This is a genomic window from Enterobacter sp. HK169, from assembly GCF_001719105.1.
Lineage (GTDB): Bacteria > Pseudomonadota > Gammaproteobacteria > Enterobacterales > Enterobacteriaceae > Enterobacter > Enterobacter asburiae_B.
The window spans coordinates 4404841-4431753 of sequence record NZ_CP017087.1 but is presented as its reverse complement, the minus strand read 5'-3'; the positions used below and the strand labels follow the sequence as shown (position 1 = coordinate 4431753).

28 protein-coding genes and 1 pseudogene are annotated in these 26913 nt (G+C 56.1%); 13 read left to right on the top strand and 16 right to left on the bottom strand.

The genetic code is table 11. The features are described from left to right. The first annotated feature begins 10 nt into the window (after nucleotides 1-10). Nucleotides 11-979 carry an NADH oxidoreductase gene (gene hcr / locus EnteroDNA1_RS21045; RefSeq protein WP_069303871.1) on the top strand — a complete coding sequence of 323 codons (969 nt, stop codon included), beginning with the start codon at nucleotides 11-13 and terminating at the stop codon, nucleotides 977-979. A 90-nt stretch (nucleotides 980-1069) separates the two neighbouring features. On the opposite strand, the gene EnteroDNA1_RS21040 is transcribed toward hcr, so the two are convergent. After that, nucleotides 1070-1504 (bottom strand): DoxX family protein, encoded by a 435-nt coding sequence (locus EnteroDNA1_RS21040; RefSeq protein WP_033145069.1) that lies wholly within the window; start codon nucleotides 1502-1504, stop codon nucleotides 1070-1072. 151 nt (nucleotides 1505-1655) lie between these two features. Here EnteroDNA1_RS21040 and poxB point away from each other — a divergent pair, with 151 nt between their 5' ends. The 4 genes from poxB (at nucleotide 1656) to EnteroDNA1_RS21020 (ending at nucleotide 6967) form a co-directional block, all read left to right on the top strand. After that, nucleotides 1656-3374: a ubiquinone-dependent pyruvate dehydrogenase gene (poxB, locus tag EnteroDNA1_RS21035; protein WP_039261536.1), complete on the top strand. Its 1719-nt coding sequence runs from the start codon at nucleotides 1656-1658 to the stop codon at nucleotides 3372-3374. A gap of 38 nt (nucleotides 3375-3412) precedes the next feature. Beyond that, nucleotides 3413-4414 carry a low-specificity L-threonine aldolase gene (ltaE, locus tag EnteroDNA1_RS21030; RefSeq protein WP_033145067.1) on the top strand — a complete coding sequence of 334 codons (1002 nt, stop codon included), beginning with the start codon at nucleotides 3413-3415 and terminating at the stop codon, nucleotides 4412-4414. Nucleotides 4415-4424: 10 nt separating this feature from the next. Continuing rightward, a complete protein-coding gene (locus EnteroDNA1_RS21025; protein ID WP_069303870.1) occupies nucleotides 4425-5861 on the top strand; it encodes an SDR family oxidoreductase in 1437 nt (478 codons plus the stop codon). A gap of 92 nt (nucleotides 5862-5953) precedes the next feature. Continuing rightward, the gene (locus EnteroDNA1_RS21020) at nucleotides 5954-6967 is read left to right on the top strand and encodes an NAD-dependent epimerase/dehydratase family protein (RefSeq protein WP_033146514.1); all 1014 of its coding nucleotides are present in this window, start codon (nucleotides 5954-5956) and stop codon (nucleotides 6965-6967) included. A 31-nt stretch (nucleotides 6968-6998) separates the two neighbouring features. On the opposite strand, the gene EnteroDNA1_RS21015 is transcribed toward EnteroDNA1_RS21020, so the two are convergent. Together EnteroDNA1_RS21015 and EnteroDNA1_RS21010 are read right to left on the bottom strand one after the other, a co-directional pair. Further along, entirely contained in the window at nucleotides 6999-7829 is an 831-nt protein-coding gene (locus EnteroDNA1_RS21015) for an N-acetylmuramoyl-L-alanine amidase (RefSeq protein WP_069303869.1), read from the bottom strand. Next, nucleotides 7826-8149 (bottom strand): heavy metal-binding domain-containing protein, encoded by a 324-nt coding sequence (locus tag EnteroDNA1_RS21010; RefSeq protein ID WP_023310944.1) that lies wholly within the window; start codon nucleotides 8147-8149, stop codon nucleotides 7826-7828. Before EnteroDNA1_RS21010 ends, EnteroDNA1_RS21015 begins: the two co-directional genes overlap by 4 nt. 97 nt (nucleotides 8150-8246) lie before the next feature. Between EnteroDNA1_RS21010 and EnteroDNA1_RS21005 the strand changes: the two genes are divergently transcribed. The 6 genes from EnteroDNA1_RS21005 to artJ all read left to right on the top strand — a co-directional run bounded on the left by EnteroDNA1_RS21005 (nucleotide 8247) and on the right by artJ (nucleotide 12789). Next, entirely contained in the window at nucleotides 8247-8765 is a 519-nt protein-coding gene (locus tag EnteroDNA1_RS21005) for a lipoprotein (protein WP_045403666.1), read from the top strand. Nucleotides 8766-8991: 226 nt separating this feature from the next. Continuing rightward, a complete protein-coding gene (gene artP / locus EnteroDNA1_RS21000; protein WP_023310942.1) occupies nucleotides 8992-9720 on the top strand; it encodes an arginine ABC transporter ATP-binding protein ArtP in 729 nt (242 codons plus the stop codon). A gap of 19 nt (nucleotides 9721-9739) precedes the next feature. After that, a complete protein-coding gene (gene artI / locus EnteroDNA1_RS20995; protein ID WP_033145049.1) occupies nucleotides 9740-10471 on the top strand; it encodes an arginine ABC transporter substrate-binding protein ArtI in 732 nt (243 codons plus the stop codon). A 6-nt stretch (nucleotides 10472-10477) separates the two neighbouring features. Further along, a complete protein-coding gene (gene artQ, locus EnteroDNA1_RS20990) occupies nucleotides 10478-11194 on the top strand; it encodes an arginine ABC transporter permease ArtQ (protein WP_023310941.1) in 717 nt (238 codons plus the stop codon). Next, the gene (gene artM, locus EnteroDNA1_RS20985; protein ID WP_033145048.1) at nucleotides 11194-11862 is read left to right on the top strand and encodes an arginine ABC transporter permease ArtM; all 669 of its coding nucleotides are present in this window, start codon (nucleotides 11194-11196) and stop codon (nucleotides 11860-11862) included. Before artQ ends, artM begins: the two co-directional genes overlap by 1 nt. 195 nt (nucleotides 11863-12057) lie before the next feature. Further along, on the top strand, nucleotides 12058-12789 hold the full coding sequence (artJ, locus tag EnteroDNA1_RS20980) for an arginine ABC transporter substrate-binding protein ArtJ (protein WP_021240923.1): 732 nt from the start codon (nucleotides 12058-12060) through the stop codon (nucleotides 12787-12789). Between the two features lie 80 nt (nucleotides 12790-12869). Here artJ and EnteroDNA1_RS20975 read toward each other — a convergent pair whose 3' ends face one another. The 11 genes and pseudogenes from EnteroDNA1_RS20975 to EnteroDNA1_RS20920 form a co-directional block, all read right to left on the bottom strand. Continuing rightward, nucleotides 12870-14339: a sensor histidine kinase gene (locus EnteroDNA1_RS20975; RefSeq protein ID WP_069303868.1), complete on the bottom strand. Its 1470-nt coding sequence runs from the start codon at nucleotides 14337-14339 to the stop codon at nucleotides 12870-12872. Continuing rightward, nucleotides 14323-15030 (bottom strand): response regulator transcription factor, encoded by a 708-nt coding sequence (locus EnteroDNA1_RS20970; RefSeq protein WP_069303867.1) that lies wholly within the window; start codon nucleotides 15028-15030, stop codon nucleotides 14323-14325. Before EnteroDNA1_RS20970 ends, EnteroDNA1_RS20975 begins: the two co-directional genes overlap by 17 nt. Before the next feature lie 72 nt (nucleotides 15031-15102). Beyond that, nucleotides 15103-16230 carry a 23S rRNA (uracil(747)-C(5))-methyltransferase RlmC gene (gene rlmC, locus EnteroDNA1_RS20960; RefSeq protein WP_039261492.1) on the bottom strand — a complete coding sequence of 376 codons (1128 nt, stop codon included), beginning with the start codon at nucleotides 16228-16230 and terminating at the stop codon, nucleotides 15103-15105. Between the two features lie 40 nt (nucleotides 16231-16270). Then, nucleotides 16271-16744: a YbjO family protein gene (locus tag EnteroDNA1_RS20955; protein ID WP_069303866.1), complete on the bottom strand. Its 474-nt coding sequence runs from the start codon at nucleotides 16742-16744 to the stop codon at nucleotides 16271-16273. 65 nt (nucleotides 16745-16809) lie between these two features. After that, a complete protein-coding gene (potI, locus tag EnteroDNA1_RS20950) occupies nucleotides 16810-17655 on the bottom strand; it encodes a putrescine ABC transporter permease PotI (protein ID WP_029739447.1) in 846 nt (281 codons plus the stop codon). Next, complete coding sequence (gene potH, locus EnteroDNA1_RS20945; protein ID WP_033145043.1) at nucleotides 17652-18605, bottom strand: putrescine ABC transporter permease PotH; 954 nt, start codon at nucleotides 18603-18605, stop codon at nucleotides 17652-17654. Before potH ends, potI begins: the two co-directional genes overlap by 4 nt. Before the next feature lie 10 nt (nucleotides 18606-18615). After that, entirely contained in the window at nucleotides 18616-19749 is a 1134-nt protein-coding gene (gene potG / locus EnteroDNA1_RS20940) for a putrescine ABC transporter ATP-binding subunit PotG (protein ID WP_024907855.1), read from the bottom strand. Nucleotides 19750-19892: 143 nt separating this feature from the next. Continuing rightward, a complete protein-coding gene (potF, locus tag EnteroDNA1_RS20935) occupies nucleotides 19893-21005 on the bottom strand; it encodes a spermidine/putrescine ABC transporter substrate-binding protein PotF (RefSeq protein ID WP_023335062.1) in 1113 nt (370 codons plus the stop codon). Nucleotides 21006-21356: 351 nt separating this feature from the next. Beyond that, on the bottom strand, nucleotides 21357-21833 hold the full coding sequence (locus EnteroDNA1_RS20930; RefSeq protein ID WP_014169308.1) for a YbjN domain-containing protein: 477 nt from the start codon (nucleotides 21831-21833) through the stop codon (nucleotides 21357-21359). Nucleotides 21834-21896: 63 nt separating this feature from the next. Next, nucleotides 21897-22799: a 30S ribosomal protein S6--L-glutamate ligase gene (gene rimK, locus EnteroDNA1_RS20925; protein ID WP_033145042.1), complete on the bottom strand. Its 903-nt coding sequence runs from the start codon at nucleotides 22797-22799 to the stop codon at nucleotides 21897-21899. Between the two features lie 69 nt (nucleotides 22800-22868). After that, a pseudogene (locus EnteroDNA1_RS20920) lies at nucleotides 22869-23129 on the bottom strand (oxygen-insensitive NADPH nitroreductase); the annotation flags it as partial. Between the two features lie 943 nt (nucleotides 23130-24072). Between EnteroDNA1_RS20920 and EnteroDNA1_RS20915 the strand changes: the two are divergent. Continuing rightward, nucleotides 24073-24690, top strand: coding sequence for a DUF2971 domain-containing protein (locus EnteroDNA1_RS20915; protein WP_166670496.1), 618 nt, complete (start codon nucleotides 24073-24075; stop codon nucleotides 24688-24690). A 36-nt stretch (nucleotides 24691-24726) separates the two neighbouring features. Here the strand turns inward: EnteroDNA1_RS20915 and EnteroDNA1_RS20910 are convergent, their stop codons facing one another. After that, nucleotides 24727-25506 carry a hypothetical protein gene (locus tag EnteroDNA1_RS20910; protein ID WP_069303864.1) on the bottom strand — a complete coding sequence of 260 codons (780 nt, stop codon included), beginning with the start codon at nucleotides 25504-25506 and terminating at the stop codon, nucleotides 24727-24729. A gap of 211 nt (nucleotides 25507-25717) precedes the next feature. Next, complete coding sequence (gene nfsA / locus EnteroDNA1_RS20905; protein WP_033145041.1) at nucleotides 25718-26440, bottom strand: nitroreductase NfsA; 723 nt, start codon at nucleotides 26438-26440, stop codon at nucleotides 25718-25720. A 184-nt stretch (nucleotides 26441-26624) separates the two neighbouring features. Between nfsA and EnteroDNA1_RS20900 the strand changes: the two genes are divergently transcribed. Continuing rightward, a complete protein-coding gene (locus EnteroDNA1_RS20900; RefSeq protein WP_006809455.1) occupies nucleotides 26625-26894 on the top strand; it encodes a GrxA family glutaredoxin in 270 nt (89 codons plus the stop codon). Nucleotides 26895-26913 lie beyond the last annotated feature (19 nt).

Sequence of the window (26913 nt, the reverse complement as noted above, 5' to 3'; positions counted from 1 at the left end):
GGAGTTATTCATGACCATGCCAACCTCACAATGTCCGTGGCGAATGCAGGTTCATCACATCCATCAGGAGACGCCGGATGTGTGGACGCTGTCGCTGCTGTGCCATGACTACTATCCGTACCGTGCAGGCCAGTACGCGCTGGTCAGCGTTCGCAATTCGGCGGATACGCTGCGCGCCTACACGATCTCCTCCACGCCGGGCGTGAGCGAGTACATTACGCTCACCGTCCGCCGCATTGACGACGGCGCGGGCTCTCAGTGGCTGACGCGGGACGTCAAGCGCGGGGATTATATCTGGCTGTCCGACGCGCAGGGGGAATTCACCTGTGACGACAAAGCAGACGATAAATTCCTGCTGCTGGCGGCGGGCTGTGGCGTAACGCCAATTATGTCGATGCGCCGCTGGCTGGCGAAGAACCGCCCGCAGGCCAACGTGCAGGCGATCTTCAGCGTCCGTTCCCCGGAAGATGTGATTTTTGCCGGGGAGTGGCGTGATTATCCGGTGACGCTGGTGGCGGAGCACAACGCGACCCACGGCTTTGTGCCCGGTCGCCTGAGCCGCGAGCTGCTGCAAAGCGTGCCGGATATCGCGAACCGCACCGTGATGACCTGCGGCCCGGCGCCGTACATGGATATCGCGGAGAAAGAGGTGAAAGCGCTTGGCGTGACCCGCTTCTTCAAAGAGCAGTTCTTCACGCCGGTGGCGGAAGCGGCAACCAGCGGCATTACCTTCACCAAACTGCAGCCTACGCAGACCTTCTTTGGCCGCGTGGGGACCACGCTGCTGGAGGCGCTGGAAAGCAACCAGGTGCCGGTAGTGGCTGCCTGTCGTGCGGGCGTGTGCGGCTGCTGTAAGACGAAGGTGGTTTCCGGGGAGTACACCGTCACCAGCACCATGACGCTGTCCGACGCGGAAATTGCCGAGGGTTACGTGCTGGCATGCTCATGCCATCCACAGGGCGATCTGGTCCTCGCATAAACGGTAAGCGTTCGATCGTAGGCCCGGTAAGCGTCAGCGCCACCGGGCTTTTTGTCGGGTGACACTGCGTTTACCCGACCTACAACAACCTCACCGCCACGCGGGCGCTTTACCCAGCGCAAACCGCCCCGCCCCTAAAAACGCGACCGCCAGCGAGCCGATAAAGAAGTACACCAGGCTTTCAATCGCCCATGCGCCTACCTTATCGAGGGCAAGCGTTTCACCCATTCCCACCATCAGCCACGCCACAATCATCGTAAAGGCCAGCACCAGCGCGGCCGGACGCGTAAAGAGCCCGACAATAATCAGGATCGGCGCCACCACTTCGCCAACCAACACGCCGTAGGCGATAAATCCCGGCAGCCCTTTTTCCACCAGCATGCCGCTAATAAAGCCCACGCCGCCAAAAAGCTTGTGTAAACCGTGAAAAAGCATTAGCCCGCCGACGGCAAGTCGTAACAAGAGTTTGCCAAGATCGTCGCACGATAGCTTTTCATTAACAGCGATTAACAATGATTTAACCATTTGAAATACTTCCTGTTTTTACTGAGATATCACCAGATTATGCCGAATACTTGCGCGTGAAAAGCACCTTTTAATTGGGGGCATGCGACGGGCAATACGGAGACTTTCTTCTAAGCTTGTAAGCGATATCACAAAAAGGAGACGGACAACCATGAAACAAACCGTGGCTGCATATATAGCGAAAACGCTCGAACAGGCTGGCGTGAAACGTATCTGGGGCGTAACCGGCGATTCCCTGAACGGACTTAGCGACAGCCTCAACAAGATGAAGACCATCGAATGGATGCCCACGCGCCATGAAGAGGTTGCCGCCTTCGCCGCAGGCGCTGAAGCACAGATCACGGGGGAATTGGCCGTCTGCGCCGGATCGTGCGGTCCCGGCAACCTGCATCTGATCAACGGCCTCTTTGACTGTCACCGTAACCACGTGCCGGTGCTGGCAATTGCCGCCCATATCCCCTCTTCCGAAATCGGCAGCGGCTATTTTCAGGAGACGCATCCGCAGGAGCTGTTCCGTGAATGCAGCCACTATTGCGAGCTGGTTTCATCTCCGGAGCAGATCCCGCAGGTGCTGGCGATCGCCATGCGCAAAGCCGTGCTGAACCGCGGCGTTTCTGTGGTCGTTATCCCGGGCGATGTGGCCCTCAAGGCCGCGCCGGAAGGGGCCAGCACCCACTGGTATCACGCCCCGCAGCCGGTGGTGACGCCTGCGGAAGAGGAGCTGAAAAAGCTGGCTCAGCTGCTGCGTTACTCCAGCAATATCGCCCTGATGTGCGGCAGCGGCTGCGCGGGCGCGCACAAGGAGCTGCTTGAATTTGCGGGTAAGCTTAAGGCCCCCATTGTTCACGCCCTGCGCGGCAAAGAGCACGTCGAGTACGACAACCCCTTTGATGTGGGGATGACCGGTCTGATCGGTTTCTCCAGCGGCTTCCACACCATGATGAACGCCGACACGCTGATCCTGCTCGGCACCCAATTCCCGTATCGCGCGTTCTACCCGACGGATGCCAAAATCATTCAGATTGATATCAACCCGGCCAGCATCGGCGCGCACAGCAAGGTTGATATGGCGCTGGTGGGCGACATCAAATCCACGCTTGCCGCCCTGCTGCCGCTGCTTGAAGAAAAAACGGACCGCAAGTTCCTTGATAAGGCCCTGAGCGACTATCGCGACGCCCGCAAGGGGCTGGACGACCTCGCCAAACCGAGCGACAAAGCGATTCACCCGCAGTATCTGGCGCAGCAGATCAGTCATTTCGCGGACGACGACGCCATCTTCACCTGCGACGTGGGCACGCCAACCGTCTGGGCGGCACGCTATCTGAAGATGAACGGCAAGCGTCGCCTGCTCGGCTCGTTCAACCACGGCTCGATGGCCAACGCCATGCCGCAGGCGCTGGGCGCAAAAGCGACGGCCCCGGAGCGTCAGGTGGTGGCGATGTGCGGCGACGGCGGGTTCAGCATGCTGATGGGGGATTTCCTGTCGGTGGTGCAGATGAAGCTCCCGCTGAAAATCGTGGTCTTTAACAACAGCGTGCTGGGCTTCGTGGCGATGGAGATGAAGGCCGGAGGCTATCTCACGGACGGCACCGAGCTGCACGACACCAATTTCGCACGCATCGCCGAGGCCTGCGGCATCACCGGCATTCGCGTGGAGAAAGCCTCAGAGGTGGACGAAGCCCTGCAGCGCGCATTTTCCATCGACGGTCCGGTGCTGGTGGATGTCGTCGTCGCCAAAGAAGAGCTGGCGATCCCGCCGCAGATCAAGCTGGAACAGGCCAAAGGCTTTAGCCTGTATATGCTGCGCGCCATCATCAGCGGGCGCGGCGACGAGGTGATCGAACTGGCAAAAACCAACTGGCTCAGGTAAAACATTTCGCATGACCTCTTAAAATAAAGGGATGTGAAATGATTGATTTACGCAGTGATACCGTAACCCGCCCGAGCCGCGCCATGCTCGAAGAGATGATGGCCGCCCCGGTCGGGGATGACGTCTACGGCGATGACCCAACGGTTAACGAACTGCAGCGTTACGCGGCAGAGCTGAGCGGCAAGGAAGCGGCCCTGTTTCTGCCAACCGGCACGCAGGCTAACCTAGTGGCGCTGCTCAGCCACTGCGAGCGCGGGGAAGAGTATATCGTCGGCCAGGGCGCGCATAACTATCTCTACGAAGCCGGCGGCGCGGCGGTGCTCGGCAGCATTCAGCCGCAGCCGATTGACGCCGCGCCGGACGGCTCCCTGCCGCTCGATAAAGTCGCGGCGAAAATCAAAGCTGACGATATTCACTTCGCCCGCACCCGACTGCTCAGCCTCGAAAACACCCACAACGGCAAAGTGCTGCCGCGCGAATACCTGAAAGCAGCGTGGGAATTCACCCGCGAGCGCCGGCTCGGCCTGCACGTTGACGGCGCGCGTATCTTTAACGCCGTCGTGGAGTATGGCTGCGAGCTGAAAGAGATTGCGCAATACTGCGACTCGTTCACCATCTGCCTCTCAAAAGGGCTGGGCACGCCGGTGGGCTCTCTGCTTGTGGGCGACGCGGACTACATCAAGCGCGCCAACCGCTGGCGTAAAATGACCGGCGGCGGCATGCGTCAGGCGGGTATTCTGGCGGCTGCCGGGCTGTATGCCCTGAAAAATAACGTGGCGCGCCTGAAGGACGATCACGACAACGCCGCGTGGATGGCGGCGCAGCTGCGCGAGATTGGCGCCGACGTGATGCGCCACGACACCAACATGCTGTTCGTACGCGTGGGCGATGACCGCGCCGCCGCGCTGGGTGAGTTTATGAAATCACGTGGCGTGCTGATCAACGCCTCACCCGTCGTGCGCCTGGTCATGCATCTCGACGTGAGCCGCGAACAGCTGGCGGACGTGGTGAAACACTGGCAGGCGTTTTTACAGCGATAAGGAGCATCACGTGCCGCAACGAATTCTGGTGCTCGGCGCCAGCGGGTACATCGGTCAGCATCTCACCGCGGCGTTAAGCCAGCAGGGCCACCAGGTGCTGGCAGCGGCACGCAACACCGAACGCCTGCAAAAGCTCAGTTTGCCTGGCGTTACCTGCCACAGCGTTGACCTCAACTGGCCGAAGGAACTTCCCGCCCTGCTGGAAGGGGTCGACACGCTTTATTACCTGGTGCACAGCATGGGCGAAGGCGGGGATTTTATCGCCCACGAGCGGCAGGCGGCGATGAACGTCCGCGATGCCCTGCTGCAAACCCCGGTGAAGCAGGTCATTTTTTTAAGCTCGCTCCAGGCGCCCGAACACGAGCAGTCCGATCACCTGCGCGCCCGCCAGCTGACGGCTGACACCCTGCGCGGGGCGAATATCCCCGTCACCGAACTGCGCGCCGGGATCATCGTCGGCGCAGGCTCCGCCGCCTTCGAAGTGATGCGCGATATGGTCTACAACCTGCCCGTACTCACGCCGCCGCGCTGGGTACGCTCGCGCACCACGCCGATTGCGCTGGAGAATTTACTGCATTATCTGGTGGCCCTGCTGTATCACCCGGCGGAGCATCACCGCGTGCTCGAGGCGGCAGGCCCTGAAGTGCTGAGCTATCAGGAGCAGTTCGAACATTTCATGCGCGTCAGCGGCCGCCGCCGCTGGCTGATCCCCATTCCCTTCCCGACCCGCTGGATTTCGGTGTGGTTTTTGAACGTGATCACCTCCGTGCCGCCGACGACCGCCAAAGCGCTGATCCAGGGGCTCAAACATGATTTACTGGCGGACGATCGCGAACTGCGGGCACTCATTCCCCAGGATCTGATCCGCTTTGATGATGCCGTGCGCAATACGCTGAAAGAGGAAGAGCAGCTGGTGAACTCCAGCGACTGGGGTTACGACGCTCAGGCGTTTGCCCGCTGGCGGCCGGAGTACGGCTATTACCCGAAACAGGCGGGCTGCACGGTGAAAACCCACGCCAGCCTGGCCGCGCTGTGGGAGGTGGTGAACCAGATTGGCGGCAAAGACGGTTATTTCTTCGGTAATATCCTGTGGCAAACGCGCGGAGCAATGGATCTGCTGGTGGGGCACAGGCTGGCAAAAGGCCGTCCGGCACGCCCGTATCTTGAGGTGGGCGACGCGGTCGACAGCTGGAAGGTCATCATCGTCGAGCCGGAAAAACAGCTGGCGCTGCTGTTCGGTATGAAAGCCCCGGGGCTGGGCCGACTCTGCTTTACCCTGAAAGACAAAGGCGATTGTCGTGAACTGGACGTCCGCGCCTGGTGGCATCCGCACGGAATGCCGGGTCTGTTCTACTGGCTGTTGATGATCCCCGCCCACCTGTTTATCTTCCGCGGGATGGCAAAGCGGATTGCGCAACGGGCAGAACAAAAGACGGAAAAGATCTAAATAAAACTCTCTTTCTTTCACCTTTCCCATTGCATAGCGCCGTAATTCACGAAAGAATGCGCACGAAATTCTTTTCAACACAGTGGATTGATATGAAGGTACTGGTTACCGGGGCGACCAGCGGCTTAGGCCGAAATGCGGTCGAATTTCTGCGCAACAAGGGCATTAGCGTCAGGGCTACCGGTCGCAACGAAGCGATGGGAAAACTGCTGCAAAAAATGGGCGCGGAGTTCGTCCATGCTGACCTGACGGAGCTGGTCTCCTCTCAGGCGAAAGTGATGCTCGCCGGTATCGACACGCTGTGGCACTGCTCCAGCTTCACCTCCCCGTGGGGTACCCAGGAAGCCTTCGATCTCGCCAACGTGCGGGCAACCCGCCGTCTGGGCGAATGGGCCGTTGCCTGGGGCGTGCGTAACTTTATTCATATCTCGTCACCTTCACTCTATTTCGACTATCACCACCATCGTGACGTGCAGGAAGATTTCCGTCCCGCTCGCTTTGCCTGCGAGTTTGCCCGCAGCAAGGCGGCCAGCGAAGAGGTGATTGACCTGCTGGCACAGTCGAACCCGCACACCCGTTTTACGGTCTTACGTCCGCAGAGCCTGTTCGGGCCGCACGACAAAGTGTTTATTCCGCGCCTGGCGCAGATGATGCACCACTACGGCAGCGTGCTGCTGCCGCGCGGCGGCGATGCGCTGGTGGATATGACCTATTACGAAAACGCCGTTCACGCCATGTGGCTGGCAAGCCAGCCGGACTGCGATAAGCTGATCTCCGGTCGCGCCTACAACATCACGAACGGCGAACCCTGCACGCTGCGCAGCATTGTGCAGCGTTTAATTGACGAGCTGCAGATCGACTGCCGCATCCGTTCAGTCCCTTACCCAATGCTGGATATGATTGCCCGCAGCATGGAGCGTTTTGGCAGTAAATCGGCCAAAGAGCCTGCGCTGACGCATTACGGCGTATCGAAGCTTAACTTTGATTTCACGCTGGATATTTCGCGGGCGGAGAACGAGCTTGGGTACAAACCGATCGTAACGCTGGATGAAGGGATTACGCTTACGGCGGCGTGGCTGCGGGATCATGGGAAGTTGCACCGATAGCCTTAATTCACGGAGAGGGATATCCGAAGGATTACCCCTGCCCGTATTTCTCTAAAAGCGCTTCTGCAATAGCCATCGTTTCCACATCAGCTACGCCGTTCCACAGCTGCGGCCTGAAGTGCATCTGGAACACCATGATGATGCGCTTCTGCTGGGCAGGCGTGCTGTTGTCGGGCACCTCATAACCATAGCGTGCGAGTAAATCCAGCAGCGCTGCGGTGTCTACCGGCTGATAAGGCGGTCGCCCGTTTATATAGAACGCAACGCGCCCGGCATCGGGCCATGCACCAATCCCCTGCTGCGCCAGCTCACGCCACGGGAACAGCGGGCCGGGATCGTCTTTACGCTGCGGAGCGATGTCCGAATGGGCCACCACATTTTCAGGTCTGATGTTGTAGCGGGCAATAATGTCTTTGGCGAGCGGAACCAGCGCCGCAATTTGCGCAGGCTCAAACGGCGTAAAATGCTTAACGCCCGACGTTTTTTGCCAGCCGCGGTTCTCCAGCTCAATGCCGACAGACGTATCGTTAATCCGGTTGGTGCCGCGCCAGAAGCTGATGCCCGCATGCCAGGCCAGTTCGCTTTCGGGTACCAGCTGCCAGATGCGCGGCTTACCGTCCGGTGCCGGGGGTTTAGCCGGGATCAAATAGTGAGAGCTGACGTTCTTATCCGTCAGCGTGGCCAGCGAGCTGTCAAAGTCATCTGCGGTGTAGTGGATCACCAGCACCTTTATACGCGGGTAAGCCGCCTGCGCCTGATGGCGCGTGTCCAGCTCGTAGGCGCCTTTATCGATGATCCCTTTTTCTGTGGCACACCCTGCAAGCAGCAGCGCCAGCAGGAGCGAGGCAAGCGAACGCCTCATCGGAGGGTTTTCACCGCCGTACCGCTTACGCTCACCATCAGCATGCTGGCATCTTTTCCGACCGTTTCGTAGTCGATATCAATCCCCACGACCGCATCAGCGCCGAGGGCTTCCGCCTGCTCGCCAAGCTCTTTAAAGGCGATTTCACGCGCTTTGCGCAGCTCTTTTTCGTATGCGCCCGAGCGGCCGCCAACGATATCGCGGATACCGGCAAAAAAGTCGCGGAAGATATTGGCGCCGAGAATCGCTTCGCCGGTAACCACACCGCAATACTCGGTTATTGTCTGCCCTTCCAGGGTTGGCGTTGTTGAAAACTGCATGGTTTCTCTCCTTCTTTAGCGTTCAATGCCTTAGGCACAGCATTATCGGTTCGTTACGCTATGATTGAAAGGATAGTTAATAAATAAGGAAATCAACATGCGCTATTCTGCTTTAACACTTTTGGTGCCCTGCGCGCTGGTGCTCAGCGCCTGTACCACCACGGTCACGCCAGCCTTTAAGGATATCGGTACCCGCAGCGGCCCCTGCATTGAGGGCGGCCCGGACGCCGTGGCACAGCAGTTCTATGATTATCGCATTCAGCACCGCAGTAACGATCTCACCGGCCTGCGCCCGTATCTGAGCGACGGTCTGGCAAAACTGCTTAACGACGCCACCCGCGACCCTCAGCACAACACATTGCTGAAATCCGATCCGTTCTCCAGTCGCACCACGCTGCCGGACAGCGCCGAAGTAGCCAGCGCGTCAACCATCCCAAATACCGATGCCCGTAATATTCCGCTGCGCGTGAAGCTGACGCAGGGAACCCAAACCTGGCAGGATGAAGTGCTGATGATCCGTGAAGGACAGTGCTGGGCGGTAGACGACGTGCGCTACGTTGGCGGCAGCGTTCATGCCCCGGCAGGCACGCTGCGCCAGTCGATTGAGAATCGCTAAACCCGCCGATACAACCCGGTAACCCCCGTAAAATGTGCGGCATTTCATGCGGAATGCCGACATTTATACTCGCCGACCTTACCGTTCGCTATTTTGTGCTATGTTTAAGAGGAAACACGGGTTATATTTAACTTTTAACGCATAAATATTGCATAACTATTCTGTCAACGGTACTATCTGCGGCCTCAATTGCTATAGATTGCCTGGATGAGTAAAGACTGCCCCGATGAGTATTAAACTAAACGGCATTAACTGCTTCTACGGCGCACACCAGGCGCTGTTTGACATCACGCTGAACTGCCCGGAAGGCGAAACGCTGGTTTTGCTTGGCCCAAGCGGTGCAGGCAAAAGCTCCCTTCTGCGTGTCCTTAATCTGCTTGAAATGCCCCGTTCAGGTACGCTGGCAATTGCCGGTAACCATTTTGACTTCGCGAAAACGCCGTCTGATAAAGCGATTCGCGAACTGCGTCAAAACGTCGGCATGGTCTTCCAGCAATACAATCTCTGGCCGCATCTGACCGTCCTGCAAAACCTGATTGAAGCGCCGTGCCGCGTGCTGGGGTTAAGCAAGGATCAGGCGATCGCGCGCGCTGAAAAGCTGCTGGATCGTCTGCGCCTTAAGCCTTACAGCGACCGCTATCCGCTGCACCTTTCCGGTGGCCAGCAGCAGCGCGTAGCCATTGCCCGCGCGCTGATGATGGAGCCTGCGGTACTGCTGTTTGATGAACCGACCGCGGCGCTGGACCCGGAAATCACCGCCCAGATCGTCAGCATCATTCGCGAACTGGCGGAAACCAATATTACTCAGGTTATCGTCACCCACGAAGTGGAAGTGGCGCGTAAAACCGCCAGCCGTGTGGTCTACATGGAAAACGGGTATATCGTTGAGCAAGGTGATGCGAGCTGCTTCGCGAACCCGCAAACCGATGCCTTCAAAAACTATTTATCTCATTGATTGTGTCAGGGGAAATATAATGAAAAAAGTATTACTTGCCGTGCTGCTTGCTGGCGTTACCCTTTCCGCTACCGCAGCTCAGACCATTCGTTTCGCCACGGAAGCCTCTTACCCTCCGTTTGAGTCCATCGATGCGAACAACAAAATTGTTGGCTTCGACGTGGACCTGGCTAACGCCCTGTGTAAAGAGATCGACGCGACCTGTACCTTCAGCAACCAGGCGTTCGACAGCCTGATCCCAAGCCTGAAGTTCCGCCGTATCGACGCCGTGATGGCCGGTATGGACATCACCCCGGAGCGTGAAAAGCAGGTTCTGTTCTCTACGCCTTACTACGACAACTCCGCCCTGTTCATTGGTCAGAAAGGTAAATTCACCTCTGTCGATCAGCTGAAAGGCAAAAAAGTTGGCGTGCAGAACGGCACCACGCACCAGAAATTCATCATGGATAAACATCCGGAAATCACCACCGTTCCGTATGACAGCTACCAGAACGCGAAGCTGGATCTGCAAAATGGCCGTATCGACGGCGTATTTGGTGATACCGCGGTCGTAACCGAGTGGCTGAAAGCCAACGATAAACTGGCGCCAGTGGGCGACAAAGTGACCGATAAGGATTACTTCGGTACCGGTCTGGGGATTGCCGTTCGTCAGGGCAACACTGAGCTGCAGCAGAAATTCAACGCTGCGCTGGAAAAAGTGAAGAAAGACGGCACCTACGAAACCATCTACAAAAAATGGTTCCAGAAGTAATTCCTGATGAATGAAATTTTTCCTTTAGCAAGCGCCGCCGGGATGACCGTCGGCCTTGCCGTTTGCGCACTGATTATCGGCCTCGTGCTGGCGATGTTCTTTGCGGTGTGGGAATCCGCGAAATGGTTCCCCGTCGCCTGGACAGGCTCCGCGCTGGTCACCGTGCTGCGTGGGCTTCCGGAAATTCTGGTGGTCCTGTTTATCTATTTCGGCTCCTCACAGCTGCTGCTGACGCTGTCGGACGGTTTTACGATCAATCTTGGCTTTGCGCAGATCCCGGTGCAGATGCAGATTGAAAACTTCGACGTCAGCCCGTTCCTGTGCGGCGTGATTGCCCTCTCCCTGCTCTATTCCGCGTACGCGTCGCAAACCCTGCGCGGTGCGCTGAAAGCCGTGCCGCAGGGTCAATGGGAGTCGGGTCAGGCGTTAGGTCTGTCGAAGTCAGCCATCTTCTTCCGTCTGGTCATGCCGCAGATGTGGCGCCATGCCCTGCCGGGCCTCGGCAACCAGTGGCTGGTGCTGCTGAAAGATACCGCGCTGGTGAGCCTGATCAGCGTTAACGATTTGATGCTGCAAACTAAAAGCATCGCCACCCGTACCCAGGAGCCTTTTACCTGGTACATTGTGGCGGCGGCTATCTACCTGGTGATCACGTTGCTCAGTCAGTACATCCTCAAGCGTATTGACCTGCGTGCGACGCGCTTTGAACGGAGACCAGGCTGATGCTTGAATATTTCCCCGAGCTGATGAAAGGGCTGCACACCAGCCTGACGCTGACCGTGGCGTCCATTATCGTGGCGCTGATCCTGGCCCTTATCTTCACCATCATCCTGACGCTGAAAACGCCGGTGCTGGTGTGGATTGTGCGCGGCTACATCACCCTGTTTACCGGTACGCCGCTGCTGGTGCAGATCTTCCTGATTTACTACGGCCCGGGCCAGTTCCCGTCGCTGCAGGAGTATCCGGTTATCTGGCATCTGCTTTCTGAACCGTGGCTGTGTGCCCTGATTGCCCTTTCGCTGAACAGTGCGGCCTATACCACCCAGCTGTTCTACGGGGCGATCCGCGCCATTCCGGAAGGACAATGGCAGTCCTGCGGAGCGCTGGGCATGAGCAAGAAGGACACGCTGGCGATCCTGCTGCCGTACGCCTTTAAGCGCGCGCTCTCCTCTTACTCCAACGAAGTGGTGCTGGTGTTCAAGAGTACTTCTCTGGCCTACACCATCACCCTGATGGAGGTGATGGGTCACGGACAGCTGCTGTACGGGCGCACCTATGACGTGATGGTGTTCGGTGCGGCAGGCGTGGTCTATCTGGTGGTTAACGGCCTGTTGACGCTGATGATGCGCCTGATCGAGCGTAAAGCGCTGGCGTTTGAGCGCAGATCGTAGGCCGGGTAAGCGCAGCGCCACACGGCAAGAAGTGCATAAATGTGATTAATCAATGCGGGTAACTTTCTGGTTATCCGCTTTTTTTTGCCATAAAAATAATATTTAATCATTTTTATTGCATATAAATTCATTAAATGGCATTGTACATCCATGCCGCAGACACGGCGCATAAATAAGACAGACGGGAGCATTACAATGAAAAAGTTAGTTCTGGCCGCATTACTCGCCACCTTCGCCGCTGGCGCATCCGCAGCTGATAAAATCAATTTTGGCGTGTCCGCCACCTATCCGCCGTTTGAATCGCTGGATGCCAGCAACCAGATCGTGGGCTTCGACATTGACCTGGCGAAAGCGCTGTGCAAACAAATGCAGGCCGACTGCACCTTTACCAACCATGCCTTCGACAGCCTGATCCCGTCGCTGAAATTCAAAAAATACGACGCGGTGATCTCCGGGATGGACATCACGCCTGAGCGCAGCAAGCAGGTTGCGTTTACCGACCCGTACTACGCCAACTCGGCGGTCGTGATTGCGAAGAAAGGCGCCTATACCTCTTTCGATCAGCTGAAAGGCAAACGCATCGGGATGGAAAACGGCACCACGCACCAGAAATACCTCCAGGACAAACATCCTGAAGTGAAAACCGTGGCTTATGACAGCTACCAGAACGCGATTATCGACCTGAAAAATGGCCGTATCGACGGCGTGTTCGGCGATACCGCCGTGGTGAACGAATGGCTGAAAACCAATCCGCAGCTGGGCACCGCAACCGAGAAAGTGACCGATCCGCAGTACTTCGGCACGGGTCTGGGCATCGCGGTACGTCCGGATAACAAGGCCCTGCTGGAAAAACTGAACGGCGCGCTGAAAGCGATTAAAGCTGACGGTACGTACCAGAAAATCAGCGAGCAGTGGTTCCCGCAGTAAGATTTTTTTGCCGGGTGGCCCGGCCTACGGGGGTGGTAGTCTGTAGGCCGGGTAAGGCGAAGCCGCCACCCGGCACTCTCTCACAGTGGCACAAAGAACCTGAACCGCGCCCCGCTCACCGACTCCATCAGCCTGATCCCACCGCCGTGCAGCTCCAGCATACGTTTCACGATTAACAGCCCCAGCCCGCCGCGATTCTCCCGCGATGCCTGGGTGTTCAACGCCGATGGCCGCTGGAACAGATCGTCGCGCAGCGAGGCATCCACGCCCGTTCCGCTGTCAGCCACTTCGACCTGAAGCCGTTCATTCTCCTGCCAGACCGCCAGACGAATTTCCCCGCCAGATGGCGTATGGCGCATCGCGTTATCGAGCAGGTTGGTCACCACGCGTTCGATCATTGACACGTCGGCGTTAATCAGCGGCAGCGGTCCCGGCACGTCAATATGCAGATTCACTTCGCGCGTGCGGGCGGTGAGCTCAAACTTCTGCGCCACGTCGGAAATCAACTCCCCCATCGCGAAACGCTCGCGCTGCGGCTTAATGCCGCCGTGCTCAAGGCGCGCCAGCTCGAACAGCTGCTGCGATAGATGACGGACTTTTTGCCCCTGACGCAGCGCGGTGGCGAGATACTGCTGGTGCTCCTGCGGCGTCAGCGTGGCGGATTTTAGCGATAGGGTTTCCAGATAGCCCAGCAGCGAGGTCAGCGGCGTACGGAGATCGTGCGAAATGTTGGCGATAAACTCCCGGCGCTGGCGGTCGCTGTCGGCCAGCTGGTCCCACTGGCGGGTGATTTTGCGTGCCAACTCGATAAAGCTGTTGCGCAGGATCGCCACTTCATCCCTGGCCGCCGCGTCCGACGGCTGTGCCGCCAGCTGTCTGATAGCGCTGATGCTGTCCTGCTCCAGCCCGGCGACCTCCACCGTCAGCTGTTTTACCGGGCGCGTGACCCAGTACCAGACCAGTAAACCTGCCAGCAGGCCAAACAGCGCGACCCACAGCAATGACCACAGTACCGTGCTCCACAGCGCCTTATGCCAGGCCATTTCAGCCAGGGCGTTTGACTCTTCGCCCTGCAAAATAATGTACAGATAGCCTTTTAGCTCGCCGTCCTGCCGCAGCGGCGTGGCGCTAAAGACCTTTTTATTTTGACTGCGAGGATCGTCGCCCAGGACCGGTATGGCGGTACCGCTCAGGAAGGTCTGAACCGGGGCCAGATCGATTTTTTGTCGCTGAATGTGGCCCGGCGGTGCGGCATCCGCCAGGATATCGCCGTCCGGGGAGACAACGTACAGCTCAACGCTCGGATTAAAGGTCATCAGCCGATCGAACAGCGGCTTGAGCGCCGTTCGGTCGACCCTGCCCTGCGCGTCCAGAATCGGTTCACGCTGAACGATCTGCTGCGCCAGCCCGCCCGACAGCCGCTGCACCATCGCGTTGCCGTACTGCGTACTGGTGTAGAGTTGTACCGCACAGGCGACGGTGGCGCAGAGCATCATCAGCAGGATAAACAGCAGCGTCAGTCGCTGGCCCAGGCTAAAGCGGCGCATCATGATTTGGCTCCGAAAATTTATAGCCCTTGCCCCAGACGGTGCGAATAATCTCCGGCTCGGCGGCGTCCTTCTCAATCTTGATGCGCAGGCGGTTGATATGGGTGTTAACGGTGTGCTCATAGCCTTCGTGCTGATAGCCCCAGACCTGCTCCAGCAGCGCCAGACGGGAAAAGACCTCGCCGGGATGACGGGCAAAGAAGTACAGCAGCTCGAATTCACGCGGGGTGAGATCCACCACCTGACCGTGAAGCAGCACGCTGCGCGCCAGCGGATCGATGGTCAGACCGTGGGCCTGAATTTGACCGTCGGTTTGCGCCTGCCCCATCGCCTGCTGGCGGCGGAACAGCGCTTTGATGCGCGCAATGAGTTCCTGCACCGAGAACGGCTTAGCCAGATAATCATCGGCGCCGGTTTCCAGCCCGGTAATGCGGTCGGTCTCGCTGCTGCGGGCGCTGATGATGATCACCGGCAGGTAGCGCGTCATCTGACGGATGCGGCGGCAAATCTCCAGACCGTCAACGCTGGGCAGCATCAGGTCGAGGATCACCGCATCCCACGGCTGTTTTTCAAGACGCAGTAAGGCCTTGCCCCCGTCGGGCTCGTGGGTAATGGCGTAGCCTTCGTCTTCTAAATTGAGTCGCAGAAGCGCCGCGATATCGTGGTCGTCTTCCACCAGCAGGATCTGCTTCATGGGTAAGCCTTTATTCATCTCTTATGACGTAAGCTTACCTGATTTCGAGCGGGGGAAGAGTTCACATTTTGTTTAAGATTTCACGAGCAACGTCAGCACTTCATAATGCGCGGTATGCGGGAACATATCGAAAAGCTGAACGCGTTCAATGCGGTAGCCCGGCAGGCTGGCGATGTCTTTCGCCATGGTCTGGGCGTTACAGCTGGAATAGACGATGTACTCGGGTGCCATCTGGCTCAGGTAGTCGCACAGCGCCTTGCCGATGCCGCGGCGCGGCGGGTTGACCAGCACCAGCTCCGGCACGTTGCCCTGGCCGGTCGCAAACTGCGTGGAATCCAGCGCCTGGAAGTGCAGATTCGTTAACCCCAGCCCGGCGGCGGACTGTTTCGCGCAGGCAATCGCTTCGGCAGAGATCTCAATGCCGGTGAGCTGCATCTCTGGCGTGGCGCAGTGCAGACCAAAGCCGCCCACGCCGCAGAAGAGATCCCACATATGATGGACGTTTAACGCACGAACCCAGTCGCGGGCGGTGGCGTACAGGCTGCTTGCCACGGTCGGGTTGGTCTGGAAGAAGCTTTGCGGGCGGATCCACAGCGGCACGCCGTTGAAGCTTTCGGCCAGCGCGTGCTGGTCGGTGAAGAAAATCTCTTTCTCCCCTTCCATGATCGCCATATGCACCGGCTGAATATTTGCGGTAATGACCTTCAGCTGCGGCAGCTGTTCCTGCAGCCACGGCAGCGCCGCGCGCAGCTGCTCCAGCTTGGCTTCCGAGCGCAGCACGAAGCGCAGCATCATGCCGCCGTCGAGTTGGCTTTCCGTCAGCAGAAGGTATTTCAGCTCGCCGCGCCTGCGGGCGACGCTGTAAGGCGTTAATCCTGCACGCGCGATAAACGGTTTCAGCGCGGCAAAGACGGGTTCGAACGAGGCGGGATACAGCGGGCAGCCGGTCAGGTCTTCCGGTGTGCCGTCGCGGTGCAGCATTCCCAGCAGCGGTTTTTCAACGCTGCCGCTAACCACCATTTTGGCTTTATTACGAAAGCCCTGCTCCGGGCCGCTGACGGGTGCGCACCACTCGCCCACCGCGTGTGCTGCCAGCAGCTGTTGCAGGTCGGCCATTTTGGCGGTGAGTTGTTGAGAGACCGGCTGTTCTATCCACTGACAGGAGCGGCAGCGTCCGGCGTCATAGAGTGCGCACTGCATATGAAAACCTTAAGAATCACGAGGGCTGCGATTATACACATTATTGCAGGCGGAAGAACCGCCGGCTTGAGGCCGGAACGAAGAGTAGACAGAGCACCAGCATATCCGGCAATTTTTGCATAAACAGCGCGCGCAGGATCTCGCGCTTGGATTCCCCGGCAATGCTGAACAGCTCCGGGTAGCCGTATCCCAGCGAGGCGGCCCACAGATAGCTGGCGCCGGTAATTTGCGTCAGCAGATAGACCCAGCGCGCCCAGTTGCGCCCTTTGACCAGCGAAAACGCGCAGTAGATCTCGATAAACACCAGCACCAGGCTGCTCAAAAAGACCAGCGTCAGATTCCACGTCTGCACGCTGCGGTGAATGAATTCACCGATGCCGCGCACGCCCAGGGTGTTCAGAATCATCAGCACGTCCAGGCAGCGGATCATAATAATGGCGAGCGCCGCCACCTGAACCAGTGCAGGTACGTTAGGACGCGCGTGCGTAGTACGTGATTTTTTTAATAATCCCAATGTTTTACTTCCCTGAAAAACAGTGCCGCGTCATGCGCGGCACTTCACTGGAAATTTTAAATCCTTCAGCCGCGTCTTGCACGCTGGATATCGCGCACGCGCTGTTTTTCCGCGCGCGCCATCAAATACCAGGCGATAAATCCGACAATTCCGACCACGCCGAGGATGATAGAGGCCAGGGCGTTGATCTCCGGGTTGACCCCCATGCGCACGCTGGAGAAGACCAGCATCGGCAGCGTCGTCGCGCCCGGTCCGGAGACAAAGCTGGCGATAACCAGATCGTCCAGCGACAGCGTAAACGCCAGCAGCCAGCCGGAGATCACCGCCGGCATAATCATCGGCAGGGTAATGATGAAAAAGACCTTCAGCGGCGTCGCGCCAAGATCCATCGCCGCCTCTTCAATGGAGCGATCCAGCTCGCGCATGCGCGAGGAGATCACAACCGCCACGTAGGCCGTACAGAAGGTGACGTGCGCCAGCCAGATGGTGAGCATGCCGCGATCCGCCGGCCAGCCGATGGCGTGCGCCAGGGCCACGAACAGCAGCAGCAGCGCGAGACCGGTGATCACGTCCGGCATGACCAGCGGCGCGGTGATCATAAAGGCGAACCCGTTTGAGCCGCGAAAACGCCCGAAGCGCACCATCACCAGCGCGGCGATCGTGCCCAGCACCGACGCCATTGTCGCCGCAAGGGCAGCAATGGTCAGGCTCAGCCCCACCGCGCTCATCATCGCATCGTCGTGGAACAGCTCGCTGTACCAGCGCGTCGACCAGCCCGCCCAGACCGTCACCAGCTTGGAGCTGTTGAAGGAGTAGATCACCAGCATCAGCATCGGCGCATACAGGAAGGTAAAGCCGATAACGAGAATCGCAATTCGCCACGGAGAGCGCACTACCGGTAAATTGTTCATCCGTGATCTCCCATCTGTTTCTGCTGATGCTTGTGGAACCACATGATCGGCACGATCAGCAGCAGGAGCATGACAATCGCTACCGCCGAGGCCACCGGCCAGTCGCGGTTATTGAAGAACTCCTGCCACAGCACGCGGCCAATCATGATGCTGTCCGGGCCTCCGAGCAGTTCCGGGATCACAAACTCCCCCACTGCCGGGATAAAGACCAGCATTGACCCGGCGATAATGCCGCCTTTGGTCAGCGGGACAATCACGCTGAAGAAGGTTTTTAACGGACGGGCGCCAAGATCGAGCGACGCTTCCACCAGCGAGTAATCAATGCGCGTCAGGGCCGTGTAGATCGGCAGAACCATAAACGGCAGATAGGCGTACACAATGCCGATATAGACCGCGAGGTTGGTGTGCAGGATCGTCAGCGGCTGATCGATAACCCCGAGCCACATGAGAAAGTTATTCAGCACGCCGTTGTTTTTCAGGATCCCCATCCAGGCGTAAACGCGGATCAGGAACGAGGTCCACGACGGCAGGATCACCAGCAGCAGCAGGATGTTACGCGTCGACGGCTTGCTGTGCGCCACCGCCCACGCCAGCGGGTAGCCCATCACCAGACAGCAGAGCGTCGAAATCGCCGCCACCTGCAGCGACTGCAGATACGCTTCGAAATAGAGCGGATCGTCGGTGAGCTGCAGGAAGTTGCCGAGATTAAGCGTCAGCGTCAGCTGCCCGTCGGCCCAGTCCAGCAGGTTGGTATAGGGCGGGATCGCCCGCGCCATTTCCGCCAGGCTTATCTTGAAAACAATCAGAAACGGCAGCAGGAACAGCAGGATCAGCCACACGTACGGCATGGCGATCACCAGCTTGCGGCCGTGGTTCATCTGCAAGCGCGTCAGCCACTGGGCAAAACCGCCCGGCTTTTCTGCGCGAGCTGGAGGTTCAAGTGCACTCATTTGCCGCTCCTTATACCGTCAGTACGACGCAACTGTCAGCATCCCAGCACAGGCGCACTTCGTCACCCCATGTTGGCTGCCCCTTGCGGTAGCGATGTTCGTTCTGTAGCTGCGCGCTGAGCATCTGCCCGCTTTTCAGCCGCACGTGGTAGATAGACAGGTCGCCCAGATAGGCAATGTGCACCACTTCGCCCACGGCAAAGTTATAGCCATCGGCAGGCGGATCCTCACAGAGCATGATCTTCTCCGGACGCAGCGCGACATAGACCGGCACGTTATCCACCACGGAGTTATCCGGATCGACCTTAAGCGGATGCTGCAGCCCCGGCGATTCGATGACCAGGCCATCCTCCTGACGATCTTTCAGCAGCCCTTCGAAGACGTTGACCGAGCCGATAAACTCCGCGCTGTAGCGGGTGGTCGGGTGCTCATAAATCTCTTCCGGCTCGCCAATCTGCACGAACTTCCCGCGGTTCATGATCGCGATGCGTCCGGCCATGGTCATCGCTTCTTCCTGGTCGTGGGTCACCATCACGCAGGTCACCCCCACGCGCTCGAGGATATCCACCACTTCGAGCTGCATACGGTCGCGCAGTTTTTTATCCAGCGCGCCCATCGGCTCATCGAGCAACAATAATTTCGGGCGTTTTGCCAGACTGCGGGCCAGGGCCACGCGCTGGCGCTGGCCGCCGGAGAGCTGGTGCGGCTTACGCTTCGCGAACTCCTGCATGTGCACCAGGCTCAGCATCTCGGCCACGCGCGCGGTAATTTCGGCCTTCGGCAGCTTGTCCTGCTTCAGGCCAAAGGCGATGTTCTGCTCCACCGTCATGTGCGGGAACAGCGCGTAGGACTGGAACATCATGTTAATCGGGCGCTGATACGGCGGCACGCTGGAGAGATCCACGCCATCAAGCATGATTTGCCCGGCGGTGGGCTGTTCAAAACCGGCCAGCATACGCAGCAGGGTCGATTTTCCGCAGCCAGAAGCCCCCAGAAGGGCAAAAATCTCGCCTTTATAGATAGTCAGGCTGACGTCATCCACGGCATGCTGGCCATCGAAAGATTTGGTGAGGTTACGAATTTCAAGAAGCGGGGTCAGCGCTTTACGGACTTTCGCCTGCGGGCGGGGGATCGCGTCATTCACGGGGTGTTCTCCGGCATAGATCAGTACTGGTGCAAACGCACCGTCAGGGTGCGCATCGCCGGGCGGCGCTAACGCTTGCCCGGCCTACGGGTTGTACAGGCCCGGTAGGCGACAGCGCCACCGGGCAACAATACCCAACGCCGTTATTTACCGCTTTTCACCTTGGTCCACGCGCGGGTACGCACGCGGTCAATTTTTGGATCCTGAACTTTCAGGGTGAAGAGCTTGGCGAACACATCCGCTGGCGGATAGATAGCCGGGTTGTTACGGATTTCTTCGCTTACCAGCGGCACGGAGGCCTTGTTACCGTTCGCGTAGTATACGTGGTCGCTGATGTGGGCGATCACCTCAGGACGCATCAGGTAGTTGAGGAACTGATAGGCTTCGTCTTTGTTTTTCGCATCAGCCGGCATCGCGAAGACGTCAAAGAAGGCCAGCGCCCCCTCTTTCGGAATGAAGTAAGAGACGTTCACGCCGTTTTTCGCCTCTTTCGCGCGGTTAGCCGCCTGCCACACGTCCCCTGCCCAGCCGATCGCGACGCAGATGTCGCCGTTCGCCAGGTCATTGATGTACTGAGACGAGTGGAAGTAACGAATGTTTGGACGCAGCTTCAGCAGCAGATCGGTCGCCGGGCCGGTGTAATCATCGGCTTTACTGCTGTTCGGGTCTTTGCCCAGGTAGTTCAGCACGGTGGCGAAAATCTCTTCCGGCGCATCGAGGAAGGAGACGCCGCAGCTTTTCAGCTTCTCAAGGTTTTCCGGCTTCAGCACCACGTCCCAGCTGTCCAGCTTGACGTCCGGGCCCAGCACCGCTTTGACTTTATCCACGTTGTAGCCGATACCGGTGGTCGCCCACAGGTAAGGCATGGCGTATTTGTTGTCCGGGTCATGCTTCGCCACTAGCTTCAGCACTTCCGGATCGAGGTTTTTCCAGTTCGGTAACTTGCTCTTGTCCAGAGGCTGGAAGACGCCTGCCGTCAGCTGACGCTCGAGGAAGCTTGCGGAAGGCACCACGAGATCAAACCCGGTGCTGCCCGCCATCAGTTTTCCTTCCAGCACTTCGTTGGAATCGAATACGTCGTAGACCACTTTAATGCCGGTCTCTTTTTCAAAATTCGCCACCGTGTCCGGCGCGATATAGTCAGACCAGTTGTAAACGTGCAGCGTTTTTTGTTCCGCAGCGAGCGTGCCGGCAGAGACGGCCATCAGAGCACCCGCAACCAGACCCGATAACCATTTTTTATTCAAGGCGATCATATCTTTATTCCTTCTGAAAGCTCGTTAACAAACGAACTAAAACTGTGCAATCTGAAGATATGCAATAATCATGCATAGTTTGTCGCTCTGCCCAAAATAAAAAGAAACCTCTTTACCCGGCAGCTTCCGCTCGCTTTTTTAAGCATCGCAAGAATAACTGTAGCCCGTGTCTCCGGCTATAGCCCAGACGAAAAAACGCCTTTTATCAATTTTTTATGCAGGTTATGTCTACGTGATAAGCCGAAACGGCCTTCAGGGAGGTGAAAAACTCTTTAAAGAAAGGTTAAAAGCAGCAGAAAAAATGGCCTTCTGCAGCCGCTATGGCAGCGACTGCGCAAAAGTCAGACAGGCTTAGTGAAGAAAATTGGGAGATGCATCATTATTCTCTGCATCATCTTCCGCGCTATACAGCAGATGGTGTGCATTGGCTTCCATCATGACCATGGAAATTTGCTCTTCGCTCAAGCGCATAAACCAGGAGAACTGCTTGAACGACAGCCCGGCACCGGAGAATAAAGACTGGCAAACGACCAGTTTTGGCAGATTATCATCCTGTATGTCGAGAAATGCTTTCACCGTCAAAGAACTGGCGTTGATCGCTGACAGGTCGGAGGCCAGCGCCAGCAGCGCGGAGGGCTTCACTTCGGCCAGCGCGGAGAAAAGGATCACGTCGTTAATGAGATCGATTTTGGCATCGAAAATGCCGTCGAAATTCTGCATATGAGGCAGATGCAGCGCCTGGCAGGAATCGCATTCGAAGAACGTAATTCCGGCATCATCAAGCCATTGACGTAACGTATCCAGTGTAGGTACGACCTGTAAATCCATCGCTGTGCAGCCTCTTCAATATAATCTGTGCATAGGGTACGCAAAAAGTGCGTTCAATACCATTTAACCGCCCGTTTTCAGACAGTAGCCCGGCGTGGCATGTCGCTCGATCCATGCGATCATTTTACCTGCAATATCGACACCTGTGGTTTTTTCTACGCCTTCCAGCCCCGGCGAAGCGTTCACCTCCATGACCAGCGGCCCGCGCGTCGCCCGCAGAAGGTCTACGCCCGCCACGTCCAGCCCCAGGGTTTGCGCCGCTTTTACGGCAATTTCACGTTCGCGATCGCTAATATCAGCTACCCGCGCCACGCCGCCGCGGTGAAGGTTAGAGCGGAAGTCGCCCTCTTTCGCCTGGCGCTCGATGGCCGCCACCACTTCATTGCCGACCACGAAGCAGCGAATATCGCGCCCTTTCGCCTCTTCGATGTACTCCTGCACCAGGATGTGGGCATTGAGGCCCCTAAAGGCGTCAATCACGCTCTCCGCCGCCTGACGCGTTTCCGCCAGCACTACGCCAATGCCCTGCGTGCCTTCCACCAGTTTGATGACCAAAGGCGCACCGCCCACCATATCGATAAGATCGCTGGTGTCGTCCGGTGAATGGGCAATCCCCGTAACCGGAAGATCGATCCCCTGACGGGCGAGGAGCTGCAGCGAGCGCAGCTTGTCGCGGGCGCGCGAAATGGCGACGGATTCGTTAAGCGGATAGCTGCCCAACATCTCGAACTGGCGCAGCGCGGCGGTGCCGTAATAGGTGATCTGGGAGCCGATGCGCGGGATCACCGCATCAAAGTGCGGCAGCTTGCGGCCTTTGTAGTGAATCGACGAGGCGGCCGGGTCAATGTTCATATAGCAGGACATCGGGTCGAGGATCTCAACCTGATGCCCGCGTTTCGCCGCCGCGTCTCGCAGGCGCTTACATGAATAGAGCGTTCCATCCCGGGACAATATGGCAATTTTCACCCTGCACCTCTCTGAAGACATGGAAAAAGCCTGCATATCATATACGCAGGCAGGCGCAGGCGGAATGGACTATCGCGTCGCCCAGCCCTGTTTGTGCAGGTAATCAAGAATAAACGGGCGGTTTTCTTTAATGATGGTGCGACGAATATGGTCAGTCCAGGTATCCCGACGGTTATTGCTGCCGCGCGTCAGGTAGTAGTTCGCCAGCTCTTCATCATATTGATTCAGGACGTCCTGATCGACCGGCTGGTAGTGGTTTTCGTGCACCAGCATGGCGGCAGGAATGCGCGGCTTCAGATCCGGGTTATCCGCAGGCCAGCCGAGGCATAATGAATCCGATCAAAACGACGTAACAACGCAGAGTCAGAAACTTAAAGGGATTCACCAATGACTACGAACGCAATCATCCGCAAAAAAGAACTGGTTAATGGGTAATGATGTTCTTCATAACCCATTCAGTAATTTCTTGTTCACGAAATTTTCGTTTGTCCGGACACCAGCAAGCGTCCGCGCCCCGTTCGTTCAGTTAGTTAGTTAGTTAGTTAGTTAGTTAGTTAGTTAGTTAGTTAGTTAGTTAGTTAGTTAGTTAGTTAGTTAGTTAGTTAGTTAGTTAGTTAGTTAGTTAGTTAGTTAGTTAGTTAGTTAGTTAGTTAGTTAGTTAGTTAGTTAGTTAGTTAGTTAGTTAGTTAGTTAGTTAGTTAGTTAGTTAGTTACTGATTTGATATAGAACCCGCAACGCTTCACAACCTAGCTTTTAGTTGAGTATTCCACGTAATTTTTTCTCTCTTTGTTCGTAACTTTGTACGTGTATTTATCAGAAAAATATTTGTAGAAATACTGAACGACCGAAGCAGATGTAAACTGAATGTTACATTAGTACAAATGGTTTTTAATTCTGGTGATAGGTTCAGGCTATGAATAGAACTAGATTCAAAGTTTTATATACGCGTAAACGTAATGCACGCTCGAAATTTACCGATTTTACATCCATTTGGAATTATCTTTTTGATCAAAAAAGAACCCGTCTGTATTCACTTGCCCGGTTTTTGCCTTACACGTGATAATGTCTCTCTCATCGATTAAATGCTAACCGTCAAACGTTGAACAACATATGAACAAAAATCCTAAGCATAAGACCAAGTTTTTTAAGTACATGAGTATCGACGCGGCACTGTGTATCATCAAAGATTCAACGTTGAAGTTTACGACTCCAGACAAGTTCAACGATCCTTTTGATACGTATCCTTATTTCCCCAGAGAAGGATACGAAAAGATGGTTGAACGCATCAGAAAAGAGAACGGATTCAACGATCCGCGTTTCACTCTTAAGCAACGTGAACAGATGTTTACTGTTACGAACACACTCAATTTCAGGAAAGAGACCTCTAAACATTCTGCTGCAACATGCTTTAGTAAATCAGCAACCATTTTACCGATGTGGGCGCATTACGCGAACAACCACAAAGGATGTGTGATTGAATTTGAACTTAAGCATGAAGATGCTAAAGCTGTGGCGATAAAGATGTACACACATCCTTTCTACAGAGATACAGAATTCTTAGTTCCGCATGATGTCATCTATTCCGATGCTCGCCCCCCTGCATATGACAAATCAGGCTCAACTCAGAATATGAGTCTTAAAGCTATTTTCACGAAGTCTACGCAATGGAGTTACGAACAGGAAATGAGGTGTGTAAAAAACGACGTTTCAGGGATCTACCCGTTCCCCCGCCATCAGTTAAAACGTGTGATTTTGGGTTTGAAAACCTCTGATGAAGATAAGAAAAAGATCCGTGCGTTGGTTAAAGATACAATGGCACTACACAAGATTTTCATCGATGTTAAACAGATTGGCATGGAACGAGAAACATTTAAGCTCTTTATTAATTAGCTCCCCCCCCACTTTATATGGGGGTATTGGTATGATTTAAGCCCAAATAGGGCTTACCCAGAGATATAACTGCCAAACTGCTACAACAATCGTCAGCGAGGTTGCGAAAAGAGCAACACCTTTTGCTCCCCTGCCTTCGAAAAGTTTATCTAGTCTTACACCAAATCCTTTTGAGGCGGTTTTGAGTTTGCCATTGACAAGCTTCCTCATGGTCGAACTAAAGAAACCAACTTTTGAAAGCGTAGAGGAGTGCATACGCATGAATTCTTTCCGCTCAAAAGCTTCAACTTCTTCCTTCCCATTAAGAAGGTCTCTATGCCTTCCACCATTTAGATCCATTAGCGACGTCATTTTTGGATGCGTTGCATAGTCAGCTCCATAGCGGTCAGAAATTAGGTCATTCAAATTCAACCTACGCTCAACATCGATGACACAAGCGTCCTTGCCGCCCAATACACGATAACGATGCTCTAAATGCTCAAATCCGAAGGTAAGGTTTCTCATATTCCAATGTACCCAGAATTTGTCACGTCGATCTCGAATAAATTTGTAGAACTTAGTCAACAACTCAAGTTCGACTTCATCAAACCTTTGCAGTACATCATTTCGCGGAATCAGTAGTTCTTCGGAAACAGAGTGCGTGGAAAAGCTTACTGATTGACCAGTGCTGTAATGGTTTATAGCTATCGATGTGATACGCGGAGACAATGCCTCGTTATCATCGTTAAGGTTTTGGCATGAGTAATGGATTATAAAAAAATTTTCTGGATGCGACTTAACTGATTTTATGAATTGACTGCTATCAGCAATACTCACTTATCCCCCTAACCATATGAAAACAAATTATTATCATTTTTGCAAAGTAAGTTTGTCTTCGCTCCGCAAACCATTGCAGAGTAAATATGCGAAAACGTATTGAGTGTCAACTACAGCCATCAACTGAAGCTTGAAACTTTAGTATTCCCTGTGATACCCGATTTTGAACATTTTGTTCATTGGCGGCGATAACATCACCGCCTTAGAAGGTTTAGCGTGTAGCCCATCCCTGTTTGTGAAGATAGTCCAGGATAAACGGGCGATTTTCTTTAATGATGGTGCGACGAATATGGTCAGTCCAGGTATCGCGACGGTTATTGCTGCCGCGCGTCAGGTAGTAGTTCGCCAGCTCTTCATCATATTGATTCAGGACGTCCTGATCGACCGGCTGGTAGTGGTTTTCGTGCACCAGCATGGCGGCAGGAATACGCGGCTTCAGATCCGGGTTATCCGCAGGCCAGCCGAGGCACAGGCCGAACAGCGGCAGGACGTGTTTTGGCAGCTTCAGCAGCTCGGTCACGCTTTCAATGTTGTTACGCAGGCCGCCGATGTAGACGCCACCTAATCCCAGCGACTCCGCCGCCGTAAAGGCGTTTTGCGCCATCAGCGCGGTATCCACCACGCCCAGCAGCAGCTGTTCGGCCAGCCCCAGCTCGGCCTCAGGGCAGATCTGCAGGTGGCGGTTAAAGTCGGCGCAGAACACCCAGAACTCCGCGGCCTGGGCCACATGCTTCTGTCCGCCGGTCAGCGCGACCAGCTGTTCACGCATGGCCGGGTCGGTAATGCGGATAATCGAGCTGCACTGCAGAAAGCTGGAGCTGGAGGTCGCCCTGGCGCTGTTAATAATCGCTTCGCGCTGCGCCTCGGTAATCGGCTCGTCGGTGAAGTGGCGAATGGAACGGTGGGATGTGAGCAGGTCTATGGTTGGCGTCATCTTGTCTCTCTTTGTCTTGCTTAAACCTTATGGCAGCCAGTATAGGCAATGATTTGCGCGGTGTAATTGGCGAAACATAGCCTTACTGTATCAAAGCGACAGGCGAAACCTTCTTTAATGGCGGCAGGTTATCGGGCACTATATGTCCTATTCGCCGTCAGGCTTGTTTTTTGAGGAGAGAGAAATGTTTGCAGTAATTTTTGGTCGTCCAGGGTGCCCTTACTGTGTGCGCGCGAAAGAGCTGGCTGAGAAACTGACCGAAGAGCGCGATGACTTCAACTTCCGCTACGTGGACATCCACGCGGAAGGCATCACCAAAGCGGATCTCGAAAAAACCGTCGGCAAGCCGGTTGAAACCGTACCGCAGATCTTCCTCGATCAGAAACACATCGGCGGTTGCACTGACTTTGAAGCTTACGCCAAAGAACATCTGGGCCTGTTTGCCGCCCAGTAATGCGAAGACGCCCTCACCC